We start from the raw sequence: 17,064 nt of genomic DNA on the forward strand, positions 1-17,064 counted from the left end.
AACGATCCTTATTTCTGTTCTTGCTGCCAGACTTTCAATAGTTCCTTTTCCAGCTCAATTTCATCTCCTTTGCGGTAACCGGTGTGATGATAAACCACCTTACCGTTACGATCGAGCACAAAGGTTTGCGGAATTTCATTGACTAACAATTCCGAGGCCACCTCCCGATCGGGGTCCACCAGAAAGACAAAATCATACTTACGGGATCGGGCGTAACTTTTAACCTTGGCCATGCTGCGCGGCGAATCCGTGGAAATGGCGATTACCAGCAGTCGGTCTCCGTACTTTTCCTTTAGTTCTTGAAGCGCCACATGTTCCTTTTGGCAGGGCAAACACCATGTGGCCCAGAAAGTGACAATCGTTGCATCGTAATTTAAGTTTTCAGCAAAGGCGAATGTGTTGCCGCTCAGGTCATTAAGCTCTATTTTAGAAAAATTCTGAGCCAGTAAAACGCTTGCTAAAAACAGCAAAATTATTAAAACTTTTTTCAACATCAGACCTTTCCTCATTTATTAAAACCTTTCTTCTCCGTTAAGGTTATTTAATCAATAGAAACTTACCGCTTCCCTGTTCAATGCTGCCGCCCAACGATCGGGCCTGAATCTGATAGATGTATAGGCCGCTGGAAAGATTTTGCGCCGAAAAACGAACACGGTTCACTCCCTGGTTAAGCCCTTTAATTTCCTTGTTAAAAACGACTTCACCAGAGATTGAAAATATCTTTAACGTTACAAGCTCTGTTTTGGCCGGCAAATTAAATTCAATGGTCGTGGCATTATTAAAGGGATTGGGATAATTCCCCAGAACCTTAAATTGTTGCGGATTCAAAGCATTGTAGCGGGCAAGACCGGTTGACTGGGTTTCGGCGTAAAAGGTCTGTTTAACCGTGTCCTGACTGCCTTCGGTAAAGATGCATAGAGTGGCCGAAGCGCTTGCCGGTTGATCGTTTGTAAAAAAGTGAATGCTAAATTCCAGGCTGTCGCCCTGATTTAAATCGGCGGAAATGGTGTCCACCTCGGGGGCGTAACAGTTTTCAAAACACAGCGAGCTGCTCCATCCTTCGGGAAGCTGGTTGGATGTTCGCACAATAAAAACCGTTTGTGTGGTGTCGCTCACATTGTAAATCACGCCCTCGCCAATCAGTTCATCGCCAGGATTGCCCGTTGCCAGCGTATCTTTAATATGCACGTTGAAAGGCGCCGGCATTTTTTGCGTGATAACCACCAGCCATTGACGAACGCTTTGTCCGCTCATCATGTCTAAAAATTCCAGCAAAACGCGCCCCGTATCGGGCTGGCTCGACGTGCTAAAGACGATGTCAAAAAAGACGCTATCGCCGGGCATAATGGTGCCGCTGACGTCGGAAACGCCCGGAGGATAACAGGAAACGCCAAAACACAGAGTGGTGCTCCAGTCGGCTGGAATATCGTTGTTCAGTCTGGCGACCAGAAAGACCATGATCGAATCTGTTAAATTATGGATGTACGTTTCAAACGTAAACGATTCGCCAGGCGTGGTCACAACCAGCGTATCTTCAAACTGGAAGCTAAAGGCCGGCATAACGCGCGTTTGCACGGTAAAGGTTACGGAATCTTTTTCTCCGGTAACCAGATCTTCAAAAACCAGCGTCGCACGGCCATCGGCGGGCAGCTCATCGGTATTGAATACAATGTCAAAAAAGAGGCTGTCGCCGGGATTTACGGCCACAGGATCGGGAGCGCTCACATGGGGAGGATAACAATTTACCCCAAAGCAGAGTGTGGTGCTCCAGTTTTCGGGAATATCGTTTAGCGTGCGCGTCATCTGAACGACCATGACCCCGCTGCCAAGATTGTGTACATACCCTTCAAAAACATAAGAGTTGCCCGGCTCCCCAACGGCAACGGTATCTGTAACATCAAGTGCCAGGTTGTTCGCCAACGCCTGAGAAACGCTCCAGAGCAATAAAATAAAAAATAATGTACGCTTCATAATCATTAGCCCCCTACCTCAAATAGATATTCAAAAAATTTATAAACAGGTCTTTAAAAAGTGGGGGCAAACGCCCCCTAAATTTACCGCAGTAAAATCATTTTTTTACTGGCCCGGTAGTTTCCGGCTTTAAGCATATAGATGTAAACGCCGCTGGCCAGATCGGCGGCATTTAATCGGTATTCGTAGCTACCCGCATTTTGCTGCGCATTGACCAGTTCCATCACTTTTTTGCCGCTCAAATCATAAACAGCCAGCTCAACATGCGCGGCTTGCGGCAGGTCGTAACGGATACTGGTGAATGGATTAAATGGGTTGGGATAATTTTGCGCCAGATAAAAGCCCTGCGGCAGACCGCTTTTAAGCTGATTGATGGCGCTGGGTGGGTTGCCCAGATCGACTTTGGCGGCAACCATGACCTCTTTAGTGTCATCGTTTTGCACAAAGGCGATCAATTCGCAATTTTCTTTGACCACATCGGCCGGGATGTCAAAAGTAATGCTGTTCTGCACCTGGTCTCCGGCAGAAGGCGCGCTGGCGCTTTCCCATAACTTTGTGCCGTTGGCATCGGGAATCATCAGACGTTCCACAAAGTGCAGAGAATCCATGCTTGTTTCCCAGTTGTAGGCAATATGCGATTCGCACAATGCCCAGCGGATGTAGAGATTTTTATCGAAGGTTACGCTTTCGTAGGTAACGGTAGCGGTGGCAGAGATGGAATTTCCGTTTTCGGTCCAGGCAATATCCATGGTAAAGGGCGTATATTCCTGCCGTTCAGCCTGGTACAACGCTTCATAATCGGCGTAAATGCCAGACCAGTCGCTGCCTGCCGATGCCCCGCCCACGCGCTTCCGGTCGCCGCCAAAGTAACAGGTCGGGTAGGCGCTTACGCCGTAATAGGAACGGCGCGCCGAGGCATACGAATTGTCAAAAGGATCGTTGCCGCTGAATCCGCCATGATAGGCAATAATAGCGACATTATTAGGATAAGCTTTATACAGACTGTCCAGCGCTTCTGCGGCCCCGGGGCAATAGGTACACTCGGTGTCTGTAAATTCTTCGGGCAAAACAACCTCTTTTTGACTGGCGTAGGAGTTGATAAACTTTGTGGCAATATCATTGCTCGCATCCTGATCGGTGCTTAAAAGGGTTTTAACGTAAAAGGTGTAGCCTTCCTGGGCAAATGTGTAGTTATCAAAGGTTACCTGCTGTTTGGCCCCGGGCGCAAGAGCGGTTACGGTTTTGGTGCTTATGGCCACCGGATTGTCGTTCCAGTCGTAATAACCAAATTCAACATCAAACGTTTCCGTGTTTTTGCCCTCGTTTTTAACCGTAGCCATCGGCTGAACCGTTGTGTTTGGCGCGTAATGCGCGTCCATATCCAGCGAAAAGGCCATCACATCGTGATCTGATGGAACGACAACTTTTACATCGTCTATGTACCACTGGTAGTTAGGACTACCAGGATTGGAATAGTGAAAACCTACATAAACCGTGCTCTGCCCGGCATAAGCCGAAAGATCAACCTCAACCACGCCGCCGGAAAAGCCTTCGATAGTGTGATTGGAAGGCGTCATTTCCAGAATTGTGGTAAAAGATGAACTGCTGCTGGGCGATGTGGTAGAAACGGCGATATAATGCGTGCCGCCGCCGCTTTCCCAGCCATCAGCATCCTCGTAAAAATAGAGCGTGGCTCTGGTTACGCCCGACAGATCCAGAGCCGGCGTTACCAGCCAGATATCGCAGGGGTAAATAAATTGCACTTCCGCCAGGGCCGAATATGAACCCGTTCGACTTTTTTCTGAGCTTTGCTGCCAGCTTTCTAACGAAAAACTATCGGAAAACTTCGTCCATCCGCTGGGCGGAAAGCCGCTTTCAAACGACTCGTCAAGAATAGCATTAGAAACCTTGTTCACTCCCCCAAAAACCAATGTGATAGATAAAAATAAAAGAGCAAAAGAAAGTATTAATCCTCTCATACATCCCTCCTCAATTAATGCCGGTTTGCAGTATTTCCTTCGATTTTATGTTTTGAACAAAAGCAACGATTTTGCTGTGGGCAAACTGCCAGTTAGCCGGCCACTCTCTGCTAAACGTGAACGCCCTATTGTCCAGATTTGCCCCCTGCCGATCGGTCAAAAAACCGCGAAAAACCCACTCAAAATCTTTGATTCCATTAGACCCCGGCGGGCTGTCGTAGTGAATGCTGTCTTCGGCAATGGCCACAAATAATCTAAGGTCGGCATTGTCCAGTACATTGCCATAATCAAACAACTCAACATGAACTTCCAGTTGAGCGCCAACCAGTTGTTTTTCTATGGAAATGGCTAACGGCGTGTTTTGCGAAAGTAAACTTTGGTTGAATTTATTGACGATCTCATCATAATTATTGGGATCAACGCCAATAGTGCCTTTTACCTTCAAAGTGGGCAGTGTTTGCACGCCATAAAAATTAACGCGCTCGTCCACATCTTTAGGCGCTACTTTATAAAAAGGATCGTTTGGACTGGGCCAGTTGGCAAAATATTCGATAATGGCATAAGGGCTGTTGGCATGTTCATGCGTAAATTTAAGCAAGTTTTGCGTGGCGGCCACGCAGGGCACGCAGGAAACATTGGCAAACGATTCAAACAAAACGCGTTGTTCAATGGCCAGTTGAAGACGCACATCCACCTCTTCCTGTTCGGTGGAAGCAATCAACGTGTCTTTAACCACAAAGCCGTTTTTGACCAGTGTAATGCGGTGGGCGCCGGGCTCGACGATTAATGTATCCGGCGTTACTTTGCCGGTATTCTGATCATTTACAAATATGGCTGCCCCTGCGGGATCGCTTTCAATATTCAACGTAACGGTGGTGATAATTTTTTGCAGTTCGAAGAGAATCGCCGCCGTTTCGGCTTCTTTAACCGTCACTACAAAAGAATCCTGAACGGCCCGATAACCGTCCAGAAACACGCGCAGCACATGGTTGCCAACCGGAACCTGTTTAACGGTGTCCGGCGTTACCAGACCGGTCGCCGTTCCGTCCAGAATAATCGACGCTCCGGACGGCTGGGAGTTAACAAAAATATTACCCGTTACATCGCTTTGATCTGCATTTTCTACTGGCTGTTTAACCCCGCAGGCGATTAAAAAAAGAAAGCCGGAAAAAAGAAATTTGACCGCTAAATTCATATTGATTCAATTCCATTTTCATCTACACATTAATATTAACCAAATAATTAGAAATCCATTTAGATTTATATCACATCAGAACCGCATTTTGTGTGGCGGACCTCCTTTGTTTATTAAACTTAACCGTTCCTCCCCACGTGGCGCTATTGTAACTGTGGGCAATAAGCGTAATTTAAAGGAACTTTCTTTTTTACATGTAATTATTTTTTTATTTTCATTGAATATACAAACTAATGAGCATCTGCTAACTTTTCAAGCTAAAAAAAACGAATTTTGTTAACACTTTTTTAAATTTTCCCTTTAAATTCCAAATAATATCGCTTTATAACTTCCAGGGCAGCAAATCCGCAACCAAAATCAACCACAACGCGCGCAAAGTAATTTCTGGTAGATTAGGCCAAACACCGCAGAAAAAGATTAAAAAAACTATTTCAAGCGACCACAGAGAGCTCAGAGAAGCCGCAAAGGGCGCAAAAAATGTTTTAAATTAAAAATAGTTTCAATTGCCATCGCCCCCTTTCCAAGAGAAAGAGTCTGGGAGAGTGGGAAGAACTGTTCGTTGAAAATTTTTCTCCAATGATGTTCAATATTTGCGCATTTGTAAATTTCTATTCAACCATTCAACTAATTAACTATTCAACCAATACAGCAGCACAAAAATTTTCGCATTCCGCCAGATGGGAATTTGGAATGACCGGCCGGTGAATAATTTAATTTTTGAACCAGGATTTGCTTGATTTTTGGATTAACGGGATTATTTTTTTGCATTCCAGAATTTTTCTTTAAAAAGAGATGCATCGTTTATTTGTAGTAAAAAATCAAGAAAATCTTGTAATCCTGAAAATCAAGGTTCAAAAACTATCCCCAGGGCAGCAAATCCGAAACCAAAACCAACCGCAACACGCGAAAAGTAATTTTCTCGCAGATTACGCTAATAATCGCAGAAAATGATTAAAAAAAATATTCTGAGACTAAAGCTAAGCAAATCGGCACAATTGCTCCCCTTCTTTTTTAAAGAGAAGGGGCTGGGGGTTGAGTTTTTAAAACAGCACAAAAATTTTGAATCCCGCCAGATGGGAATTTGGAATGACCGGCCGGTGAATAATTTAATTTTTGAACCAGGATTTGCTTGATTTTTGGATTAACGGGATTATTTTTTTGCATTCCAGAATTTATCTTTAAAAAGAGATGCATCGTTTAATTGTAGTAAAAAATCAAGAAAATCCTTTAATCCTGAAAATCAAGGTTCAAAAACTATCCCCAGGGCAGCAAATCCGCAATCAAAATCAACCGCAACGCGCGCACTCGCAGATTACGCCAATCATCGCAGAAAATGATTTTACACTTAATACGAAAGCTAAGCAAACCGGCACAATTGCTCCCCTTCTTTTTTAAAGAGAAGGGGCCGGGGGATGAGTTTTAAAACAGCACAAAAATTTTCGCATTCCGCCAGATGGGAATTTGGAATGACCGGCCGGTGAATAATTTAATTTTTGAACCAGGATTTGCTTGATTTTTGGATTAACGGGATTATTTTTTTTGCATTCCAGAATTTTTCTTTAAAAAGAGATGCATCGTTTAATTGTAGTAAAAAATCAAGAAAATCCTTTAATCCTGAAAATCAAGGTTCAAAAACTATCCCCAGGGCAGCAAATCCGCAATCAAAATCAACCGCAACGCGCGCACTCGCAGATTACGCCAATCATCGCAGAAAATGATTTTACACTTAAGACGAAAGCTAAGCAAACCGGCACAATTGCTCCCCTTCTTTTTTAAAGAGAAGGGGCCGGGGGATGAGTTTTAAAACAGCACAAAAATTTTCGCATTCCGCCAGATGGGAATTTGGAATGACCGGCCGGTGAATAATTTAATTTTTGAACCAGGATTTGCTTGATTTTTGGATTAACGGGATTATTTTTTTTGCATTCCAGAATTTTTTCTTTAAAAAGAGATGCATCGTTTAATTGTAGTAAAAAATCAAGAAAATCCTTTAATCCTGAAAATCAAGGTTCAAAAACTATCCCCAGGGCAGCAAATCCGCAACCAAAACCAACCGCAACACGCGAAAAGTAATTTTCTCGCAGATTACGCCAATAATCGCAGAAAATGATTAAAAAAAATATTCTGAGACTATAGCTAAGCAAATCGGCACAATTGCTCCCCTTCTTTTTTAAAGAGAAGGGGCCGGGGGATGAGTTTTAAAACAGCACAAAAATTTTCGCATTCCGCCAGATGGGAATTTGGAATGACCGGCCGGTGAATAATTTAATTTTTGAACCAGGATTTGCTTGATTTTTGGATTAACGGGATTATTTTTTTTGCATTCCAGAATTTTTCTTTAAAAAGAGATGCATCGTTTATTTGTAGTAAAAAATCAAGAAAATCTTGTAATCCTGAAAATCAAGGTTCAAAAACTATCCCCAGGGCAGCAAATCCGCAATCAAAATCAACCGCAACACGCGAAAAGTAATTTTCTCGCAGATTACGCCAATAATCGCAGAAAATGATTAAAAAAAAATATTCTGAGACTATAGCTAAGCAAATCGGCACAATTGCTCCCCTTCTTTTTTAAAGAGAAGGGGCCGGGGGATGAGTTTTAAAACAGCACAAAATTTTTCAAAACCCGCCAGGACGGGATTGATCTTTCAGAGGAAGTATCCTAAAGATTAATGCTTACCAGCGCTGAATTGTTATTGGAAATCCTTCGCCCCTACATATACGGTGGTAGGAATTCACTACATTTGCAGAAATAGGTTTGAACTGACAGACTAACTACTCAACCATTAACTATTCAACCAATCAACCATTCCCGCCATGGCGGTACAGATGCTACAAAGGAAGTTTTCTAACCGGCTCAATTCAGCCAGACACAGGACATCCTGCAATTCAACTTTTTAAATTTATTGTAAATCAATACCCAATTTCTTTATATTTACCTCTTTAACTGACGGCTGATAACAGTTAATTACCCGGGAGGAATATCCCATGCAATCTCATCGAGGCGAGTGGAGTTCAAAAATTGGTTTTATCCTTGCGGCATCCGGTTCGGCCATCGGACTGGGCAACATCTGGCGTTATCCGTATATTGTCGGTAAAAATGGCGGCGCGGCTTTCGTCATTATTTACCTTTTGATCGTGGTAATCATCGGATTACCCTACATGCTCGGCGAACTGGCACTGGGCAGATCGTCGCAAAAAAATCCGGTGGGAGCCATTGGCGCCATTAAACCCGGCTCCTGGTGGAAAGGGGTGGGCTATCTTGGCGTATTAACCGGCCTTGGCATTTTATCCTTTTACGGCGTCATCGCCGGCTGGACCGTCGGTTATGTTTTTAAAATGTTTAGCGGCGCCCCCGGAAACTTTGCCGCTTTTATATCCGAACCGGTTCAGGTTACTCTGCTTCTGGCCTTTTTCATCTTTATTACGGCGGCTATTGTGCATGGCGGCGTTTCCGGTGGCATCGAACGCTGGTCTAAAATTTTAATGCCCATATTGTTTGTATTAATGGTTATACTCATTATTTATGCCGTATCTTTACCCGGATCTGGCGCCGGCCTGCGTTTTTATTTGATGCCCGACTTCAGTAAAATTGACGGGAACGTGATTCTGGCGGCGCTGGGGCAGGCCTTCTTCTCTCTTAGCCTTGGCATGGGATTAATGATCACCTATGGTAGCTATGTCACCAAATCCGATGATCTTTTTTCCTCGGCCGGCTACATTGTCTTTTTTGATTCGCTCATCGCCATAATGTCCGGCCTGATTATTTTCCCCGCACTTTTTGCCAGTGGGCAGGACCCGGAAGCCGGCGCCAAGCTGGTTTTTGTAGTCTTCCCTGAATTATTCATGACTATGCCCTTCGGCTCCATTATCGGCGGCATCTTTTTTATTTTACTTTCCGTTGCCGCTTTAACTTCTACCATTTCCCTATTAGAAGTGCCCGTGGCCTTTTTAGTAGATGAAAAAAAATTCCATCGCAAACGGATTGTTTGGGTGGTGGCTGGCATCGCTTTTTTGCTGGGCCTGCCCTCGGCTCTTTCACAGGGCGCCAACGATTTCTTTTCAAACTTCGGCTTAATCCCCGAACGCCTTGCAGATCCGGACTTTTTAAGCCAGATGAGTTTTGTCTTCGGTGATTTTTCGCTGGCTTTTGGAGCGCTATTACTGTCCATCTTCATCGGCTGGGTGTGGGGAGCAAAGGCCGCAGCCGCGGAAATTGCACAGGGCTCCCGATTTTTTGGCAAGGTTTTTAATATTTGGGTCATCATGATGCGTTATGTTATTCCGCTGTCAATTTTCATCATCCTCTTAAATCTTTTCGGCCTGTTCAATTGATTTTACTCCGAAATTGAATTATCTTTTTTTGAAGCCTTTGAAAGTTCAAAGGCTTCAAATATTTTTTTTCTTCCGTATTAAACGGAGGTCTTATGGCTTCCTCAAAGCGTTCTCAACTAATTTATGAGCGGCACGCTGACTATGAGATACCGCCCTTAATTCCTCTGCTGCCCATTGAAGAGTTGTACCATCTCGAAGAGTTAAAATTACGTTCCAATGCGGCAACCAGAACGTTCATTAAATTCGTTTTTCAATTGTCCGGACTGACTCGTTTTTACATTCGGCTTCAAAAAAATCTTGAGCAGATTCTGCAAAGCACCAACATGCGCGGTCGGGCGCTCTACCTGCCGGTGGTTTCCGCCACGCTTGCCCTGGCTGACGATCCTCAAAAAAACTCGTTGTTGGAACGATCCGCTTCACTAATCAGGGCCTGTCGTTCTTTTTATTCCGATATTCGCTCCGGAAAACTGGAACAGGATAGATGGAAGGGCAAACCGTTAGAGATGGGACAGTACCCCAATTTTTTTGCCGCTAATGTGGTTGTCGATGGAAAGCGCATTGAACTTTTCAAAAGCCCGCATGATCATCAAATTTTGGTCATGATTAAAAACCACGCCTACTTAATAGACATCGAAGATTGGAAGGACGCGCAGTTTGATTTCAAATTTCAGAAAACGTTGCAACGGATAGCGGAACAGTGTGCAACCAGCGGCGAGCCTGTGGGCCTGCTCTCTGCGCCGGCGTCTTTAACACAAATTAAAATTTTTAAAGAGCTGCGCAAAAACTGCGAAAATCTACAGAACCTTGAACGTTTACAACACGTCTTTGTCACTCTTTGCCTGGAACCGGACCTGCACCCCCGGACAACAGAAGAAGCTTATCGGCTGGCACACAGCGCTAACTTTTCCAACCGCTGGTGGCATAGCAGCCTGCAGATCGTGGTCTTTGGCAACGGCAAAAGCTGCCTGATCGGCAACTTTAGCGCCTACCTGGATGGCAATGTAATGATGCGCGGCACGGCCGAAATTCAAAAACGCGCGCGCCAGATTCAGGTGCAAATTTTGCCGCCTTCTTTTGATCAATCTTTTCCCTTAAAAAAATTGAGCTGGCGGGTGCCCAAAAAATTGTATCAACTTGCGCAGAAAGACCTGCAGCGCATCAAAGACCGCAATCAACAGAGCGTATTTGAATTAAAGGCCGCTGGCAGCGCTTTCTTTAAAGAAAAAAAGATTTCGGCCATTCCCGTATTTGTCATTGCTTTGCACGCGACCATTAAACAATTTACCGGCAGGCACCCCAACATCCACCAGTTTGTTTCGCTTTCGCACTATCGCTGCATGGATCTGACCACTGTCAATGTCAGCACCGCACAGGTGAAAGCATTTGTGGAGCAATTCAACAACCGTCAGCATTTTTCACCCGCACTTTACGCAAAATTGATGGACGCGGTACGATCTCAAAAGGAGATCATCGCCCGTCGGCGCCAATATCTCTCTTTTGCCGACATCCTGACTCTCTTCTTTTTAAACGCTTCTCCCATCAAAAGAAGCGGGGCGCGGGTTCTGATTCTCTTTGCCCTGCGCTTACTAAAAAGTTTGCATTTACTTACGCTCGAAAAGCGCGAAGTGTTAATCTCCCATCCGGCCCTGCACCCGGAAGTTCCGCTTGTGGGCAGGCCCGGCATCCGGCTGCCCTACGTAAAATACCTTGGCCTGCATTACCAGATATGGCCAGAGAAGATTGTAATCACTTACATGCCGGCCATTCACTGGTCTGTAAGTAATGAAATCTTTACTCAAAAACTCGAAGCAAACCTGAGGCGCCTTAAAGAGTTGATCGCTTCTGCTACGCAATTTTCATCCTGATGAACTTTTTTTTACTGTTTCTGAGTTACATTCTTTATTAAATTTACCGGTAATCAAAGTACAGGATTGAAGTACCCATGGATGTGTTCCGCTTATTTCGCCAGCTATGGCCCTATTTAATGCGTTACAGACTCAAGCTTTTTTTGGGTTTAATTTTTATCGTCATCAGTAATTTGATCGCCATCGTCAATCCCCAGATTGTGCGCCAGGCCATCGATTATTTAAAAGGCGATATCCAGACCATGCGCCTTTTCCAATATGCAGGATTAATCGTTTTAATCACCCTGGTTCAGGGCGTTTTTCGTTTTTTAATGCGCAGAACGGTTATCGTGGTTTCGCGTTTGGTGGAATTTGATCTGCGCAACGAGCTTTTTGCCCGTCTTCAAAGCCTTTCGCAAAACTTCTTTCAGCGTACGCCAACCGGCGATCTCATCGCCCGGATGACCAGCGATTTAAACGCCATTCGCTCGGTAATGGGCCCGGGCATCATGTACACCATCAACACCGCCACCACCATGATTCTGGTTTTTGTGATGATGATAAGTATTAGCAGGCTTCTGACGCTCATCGCCTTACTGCCCATTCCATTGCTGGTTTTTCTGGTCAGCTATTTCAGCCGGCAGATCAACAAACGTTACTCGGCGGTTCAGGCGCAGTTTGCCGAAATCAGCACCAGAGTTCAGGAAAATCTTGCTGGCATCCGCATCATCAAATCTTACGTTAAAGAAAAAAGTGAACTGCAGGATTTTAACCGCATTAACCGCGAATACATCAACAAAAGCCTGCACTATGTAAAGGTGCATGCGGCGTTCAGACCGATGATGATGCTGCTGGTGGGGCTTAGCGTGGTGTTAACCCTGTTAATCGGCGGGCGGTTGATTATTTCCGGGACGATCACCCTGGGTCAGTTTGTAGCCTTTAACATGTACCTGGGAATGCTCGTCTGGCCTTCGATCGCGCTGGGCTGGGTGCTTGGCCTGTTTTACCAGGGCGTGGCTTCCATGAAACGCCTGAACCTGATCTTTGACGCCCGGCCGGATATCGTCGACGCCCCCGACGTTAAAAAAGTGACGCGACTGCATGGCGCCATTCGCTTTGAACGCCTCAACTTTTCATACGCCAACGGCTCTTCAGAAGTTTTAAAAGATATCGATTTTCAGGTTGAAGCCGGACAGGTGGTTGCCTTAATCGGCCGAACGGGAAGCGGCAAATCTACCATCATCAAGCTAATTGCGCGGATTTACGACGCCCCCGATGATTCCATTTTGATCGACGATATTCCCATCAAAAAAATCCCTCTTAAAACTTTACGCGAGCACATCGGTTACGTTCCGCAAGAAACCTTTCTCTTTTCCGACACCATCCGCAACAACATCGCTTTTGCCCGACCGGACGCCTCACTTGAGGAAATTGAATGGGCGGCCAGAATGGCCGAAGTCCATCAGAGTATTGTCGAATTTCCCGACGGTTACGACACATTGTTAGGCGAACGGGGCATCAATCTTTCCGGAGGACAAAAACAACGTTTAACTCTGGCCCGCGCTCTTTTAAAAAAACCGTCCATTCTTTTGTTAGACGACGCCCTGTCTGCCGTGGATAACCTGACGGAAGAACGTATTCTGCAGCATCTAAAACAGGTCATGAAGAACAAAACCTGCTTCTGGGTGTCGCACCGCATTTCGGCCATTCGACACGCCGACCTAATTCTCGTTCTTGACCAGGGCCAGATCGTGGAACGCGGCACGCACGAATCTCTGTTGGCACTGGGTGGCCTTTATGCCGATATTTTTGAAAAACAGCAGCTGGAAGAATTTGTTACGCAGGTGGATTAAAATGAAACTTTTACATTCCTTTTTGTGGCTCGGCTTTTTGATCGCTTTTTGTGGCGCTCAACACTTTGCGCAAGATAAACGCTCGATTCCTTCGTCTTACAGCCCCAGCTCCGCGCCCACGACAATTGAAAAATTTGACGTGCAATACTACCGCATCGAGATGCAGATCGATATCCCGCGCAGAAATGTTGTGGGAAAAACCACGCTGCGTCTGGCCAGTCTTCAGGATAACCTGCAAACGGTAACCCTGGATTTTAAAACGCCTTTAACCGTTGATTCCGTTGGCGGCGCGGCGGCAGCTTTTGCAAGACAGGACGGTCTTTTAACCTTAACTTTAAATCAATCCTTTAACCGCGGCCAGCAGGCAGAGGTCTGGATCGCCTATTCCGGCAACCCGCAAGTGCCCGGCAGCATCGCCTTTGTGTTCGATCGAATGCCCGACGAATCGCCCTATGTGTGGACTTTAAGCGAACCTTACGGCGCGCGCCAGTGGTGGCCCTGCAAAGACACGCCGGCCGACAAGGCAGATTCCGTCGATTTGATCATCACCGTGCCGCAGGGAAATCTGGTCGCTTCCAACGGCCTGCTAACCGAAGTTCGAAGCGATCCTTCCGGCTGGCAAACCTTCCACTGGCAGGTGCGCTACCCCATTGCCACCTACCTCGTCTCCATTGTGGCCGGCCCGTTATTTCACTTTACAGATTACTATCATTACAGCCCGGTCGACTCCATGCTGCTGGATTACTACGTTTTTCCGGATGACAAAATAATAGCTCAGCAAAAGTTTACCGAAATGCACGATTATCTGGACGCCCTTTCGCATTATTTTGGCCCTTACCCCTTTCTTAAAGAAAAGTACGGTCAGGCGCAGTTCGGCTGGGGCGGAGGCATGGAACACCAGACCATAACCAGCATCGGAAGGGTAAGCGATGCCTGGACCTATCTCTACGTCCACGAACTGGGGCATCAATGGTTTGGCGACATGGTGACCTGCGCCTCCTGGCACGATATCTGGTTAAACGAAGGGTTCGCCAGCTACAGCGAAGCGCTTTACGCCGAATGGGCCGGCTACAACGGCCAGCCGCCGGGGCTGGATTCCTATCTGGATTACATGAGCACCCAGCTCTATTTCGACGCCGGAACCATCTACATCGAAGACACCACCAGTTTCGCCCAGCTTTTTAGCAGAATTGTTTACGATAAAGGCTCATGGGTGCTGCACATGCTGCGCAAGGTGATCGGCGAAGACAATTTGTTCGAAGCCTTTAAAGCCTACCTTAACGATGCTCGCTGGACGTACGGTTCGGTGCGCACGGAAAATTTTAAAGAAATCTGCGAACAAATTTCGGGCGTGGATCTGGACGCCTTTTTCGACCAGTGGCTCAATTATCCTTACTATCCTCAATACGAATATGAATGGACGCCCCATTCCAATGTAGATCAAAGCTACACCGTTGAGCTCGTCATCCGTCAAACCCAGCAACAAACGCTGTATGTTATGCCCATTGATTTACGCTTTCTGTTTGCCGACGAAACAGACACCACGCTAACCGTTCAGAACAACCAGTTTACGCAGGAATACCTCTTCCATTTTGCCAAACAACCCATTTACCTTCAGTTTGATCCGGACAACTGGCTGCTAAAAGAGAGCAAGGAAACCTCGCCGACCACGTTGATCACCGGCTACGGTTTTCACAAAATTTTTCCCAATCCATCGCCGGGCGCCGTAAATATTGAACTGATTTACTGGCAGCGTGAAGACTATCCCGTCTACGTTTTTGATCTTCTTGGTAAAAAGGTAAGAACGCTGCTTCCCAACAATCGGATTTTTAATCAGCACCAATACTTCTGGGACGGTAAAAACGACAGAGGAAAGGCGGTGAGCTCCGGCCTCTATTTTTTAAAGGCGCCAACCGTTGCCGAAGGGCAGACGCGTAAAATAATGATCATCCGCTAAACGGTTTCTTTAGCGGTATTTTTTCTCTAATTCAAGCAATGTTTCGCGCGTGTCAATGTCTTCTAAAACAGCTGGATCGTCCACCGCTACGCGCCGAATGTCTTTTGCGTGTTTTAGCATGATTTCCCTCAACGTAACCTGACGGGCATCGGCCTGAATAATTTCTTTAAAAAACACTGCCGGAATAATGACCGGGTGTCCGCCTCTGTTTGCAAATCGGGGAAGCAAAAACGCCCGGGGAAAGCGCCTGGCCGACTCCAGCAAACGCAAATAGGTCGTTGATGCCACATGGGGCTGATCGACCAGACACATCACAATCCCTTTTGCCTGCGGATGCACCTGCTGTAAACCGACCTGCAGCGAGCTGAACTGCCCGAGATCAAAATTGCTGTTGACCGCTATTTTAAAATATCCGACATCCGGGATGTGCGGGATTAAATTCTGCGCCTGAAAACCAAGAACCAGCACCATTTCCTGAATGCCGCGCTCTTCCAGATTTTTTCTGATTCTGGTTACAAACGGCACGCCGTTAAAGGACTGTAGCGCTTTTGGCGCGCCGAATCGTTGCGAACGGCCAGCCGCCAGAATGACCGCGCTCCATTGCGAAAAATCATCCGCCATGGGTCGTTACTCTTTCTTTGCTACAAGTTTTTTAAGCGATCGGCCTTCCAGCGGTTTTTCGTAGCGCACGGCAATCAATTCGGCCATGATGCTGATGGCAATCTCAAAGGGCGTTTCCGCCCCGATGTCAAAACCGACCGGCATAAACACGCGTGCAATTTCCTCTTGCGTATGACCCGCTTCTGTTAGTTCTTTGAAAAACGTTCGGGCCTTTTTACGGCTGCCAATTACGCCAAGATACTTAAACGGTTGTTTTAAGCAGTAATCGGCAATGATTTGATCAAAGCCGTGGCCGTGTGTCATTACCATGATGTAGGTGTTTTCATCGAAGCGCAATTCCTCAAAAACTTGCGGATAGTCGCCGCACAGCACACGATGCGCGGCGGGTAAACGTTCTTGGCGAGCGTACTCAGGACGGTTATCCACCACTGTGGTGAAAAAGTTGGCTTTCGGCGCCAGATCGGCCAGGGCGCTACCCACGTGTCCGGCTCCGAAAATGATCAGCTTTTCTTTTAGCCCGAACGGTTCGTACAAAATTTCCACTTTTCCGCCGCACAACATGCCTGCGTCTTCGCTTAACACATAACTGTTGCGCCAGGCCGCGTTGCGGCTCATGTTGTCCAGCGCTTCCTGAATGGCTAAATATTCAATTTGCCCTCCGCCTACCGTGCCAAAATGCTCGCCATCTTCAAAAACAAGCATCTTGCCGCCCATCTTGCCAGGGGAAGAGCCTTTAACATCAATAACCGTCAACAACACGCCGCTGCGGTTCTGTTCAATGGCCTCGGCCAGTTTCTGGTAAATCTCTTTCATAATCGCTCTTTATTTTTTCCACTTTTAACGCACATTCGCTTTTCTAACCTGTTAAAAAACGGTCTCATTTTGAACCTGACGATCAAAACAGATCTTCTTTTTTTAATAAAACAAAGTTAACCGCAGATAGACTGAGTTTCAAATTTTCTCGGGTAAAATTTGGCTTTTTTACAAAATCTCTTCCCGGGCGCCAGCCGTTTTTTATGAAGCGACAATGTTGAAGGCGTTTCTTGCGGGCATGGCCATCCGAGAAATTTTTTTTGCCGCTGGATTGGTTGAATAGTTAATTAGTTGAATGGTTGAATAGAAATTTACAAATGCGCAAATATTGAACATCAATGGAGAAAAATTTCCAACGAACAGTTCTTCCCACTCTCCCAGACTCTTCTTCTTGGAAAGGGGGCGATGGCAATTGAAACGATTTTTAATTTAAAACATTCTTTATGCCTTTTATGAATTTTCTGTGCGCTCGGTGGTCGCTTAAATTCCTGCAGGAATG

14 protein-coding genes are annotated in these 17,064 nt (G+C 46.0%); 8 read left to right on the plus strand and 6 right to left on the minus strand.

What is annotated here, in order from left to right:
- Positions 1-8: 8 nt before the first annotated feature.
- The 4 genes from Cabys_RS18705 to Cabys_RS18720 all read right to left on the minus strand — a co-directional run bounded on the left by Cabys_RS18705 (position 9) and on the right by Cabys_RS18720 (position 5,145).
- Positions 9-494: a TlpA family protein disulfide reductase gene (locus Cabys_RS18705; RefSeq protein WP_006927774.1), complete on the minus strand. Its 486-nt coding sequence runs from the start codon at positions 492-494 to the stop codon at positions 9-11.
- Between the two features lie 43 nt (positions 495-537).
- Positions 538-1,971, minus strand: a complete 1,434-nt coding sequence (locus Cabys_RS18710) for a COG1470 family protein (protein ID WP_052304146.1) — start codon at positions 1,969-1,971, stop codon at positions 538-540.
- Between the two features lie 83 nt (positions 1,972-2,054).
- On the minus strand, positions 2,055-3,950 hold the full coding sequence (locus Cabys_RS18715; protein WP_006927771.1) for a T9SS-dependent choice-of-anchor J family protein: 1,896 nt from the start codon (positions 3,948-3,950) through the stop codon (positions 2,055-2,057).
- A gap of 10 nt (positions 3,951-3,960) precedes the next feature.
- Positions 3,961-5,145, minus strand: a complete 1,185-nt coding sequence (locus tag Cabys_RS18720; RefSeq protein ID WP_006927769.1) for a PEGA domain-containing protein — start codon at positions 5,143-5,145, stop codon at positions 3,961-3,963.
- A 947-nt stretch (positions 5,146-6,092) separates the two neighbouring features.
- Between Cabys_RS18720 and Cabys_RS18725 the strand changes: the two genes are divergently transcribed.
- The 8 genes from Cabys_RS18725 to Cabys_RS18755 all read left to right on the plus strand — a co-directional run bounded on the left by Cabys_RS18725 (position 6,093) and on the right by Cabys_RS18755 (position 15,131).
- Complete coding sequence (locus Cabys_RS18725) at positions 6,093-6,278, plus strand: hypothetical protein (RefSeq protein WP_071961306.1); 186 nt, start codon at positions 6,093-6,095, stop codon at positions 6,276-6,278.
- 55 nt (positions 6,279-6,333) lie between these two features.
- The gene (locus Cabys_RS18730; protein ID WP_071961307.1) at positions 6,334-6,540 is read left to right on the plus strand and encodes a hypothetical protein; all 207 of its coding nucleotides are present in this window, start codon (positions 6,334-6,336) and stop codon (positions 6,538-6,540) included.
- A 174-nt stretch (positions 6,541-6,714) separates the two neighbouring features.
- A complete protein-coding gene (locus Cabys_RS18735) occupies positions 6,715-6,921 on the plus strand; it encodes a hypothetical protein (RefSeq protein WP_071961308.1) in 207 nt (68 codons plus the stop codon).
- Positions 6,922-7,417: 496 nt separating this feature from the next.
- The gene (locus Cabys_RS19935) at positions 7,418-7,615 is read left to right on the plus strand and encodes a hypothetical protein (RefSeq protein ID WP_150125349.1); all 198 of its coding nucleotides are present in this window, start codon (positions 7,418-7,420) and stop codon (positions 7,613-7,615) included.
- 515 nt (positions 7,616-8,130) lie between these two features.
- Complete coding sequence (locus tag Cabys_RS18740) at positions 8,131-9,477, plus strand: sodium-dependent transporter (protein ID WP_006927768.1); 1,347 nt, start codon at positions 8,131-8,133, stop codon at positions 9,475-9,477.
- A 92-nt stretch (positions 9,478-9,569) separates the two neighbouring features.
- Positions 9,570-11,342, plus strand: coding sequence for a choline/carnitine O-acyltransferase (locus Cabys_RS18745; protein ID WP_006927767.1), 1,773 nt, complete (start codon positions 9,570-9,572; stop codon positions 11,340-11,342).
- 143 nt (positions 11,343-11,485) lie between these two features.
- Entirely contained in the window at positions 11,486-13,174 is a 1,689-nt protein-coding gene (locus tag Cabys_RS18750; protein ID WP_169833738.1) for an ABC transporter ATP-binding protein, read from the plus strand.
- Position 13,175: 1 nt separating this feature from the next.
- Positions 13,176-15,131, plus strand: a complete 1,956-nt coding sequence (locus Cabys_RS18755) for a M1 family aminopeptidase (protein WP_006927763.1) — start codon at positions 13,176-13,178, stop codon at positions 15,129-15,131.
- Between the two features lie 9 nt (positions 15,132-15,140).
- Here the strand turns inward: Cabys_RS18755 and Cabys_RS18760 are convergent, their stop codons facing one another.
- Positions 15,141-15,752 carry a nucleotidyltransferase family protein gene (locus Cabys_RS18760; protein ID WP_006927762.1) on the minus strand — a complete coding sequence of 204 codons (612 nt, stop codon included), beginning with the start codon at positions 15,750-15,752 and terminating at the stop codon, positions 15,141-15,143.
- A gap of 6 nt (positions 15,753-15,758) precedes the next feature.
- Positions 15,759-16,565, minus strand: coding sequence for an XdhC family protein (locus Cabys_RS18765; protein WP_006927761.1), 807 nt, complete (start codon positions 16,563-16,565; stop codon positions 15,759-15,761).
- Positions 16,566-17,064: the final 499 nt, after the last annotated feature.

Origin of the sequence: Caldithrix abyssi DSM 13497, assembly GCF_001886815.1 — a bacterium.
GTDB lineage: Bacteria > Calditrichota > Calditrichia > Calditrichales > Calditrichaceae > Caldithrix > Caldithrix abyssi.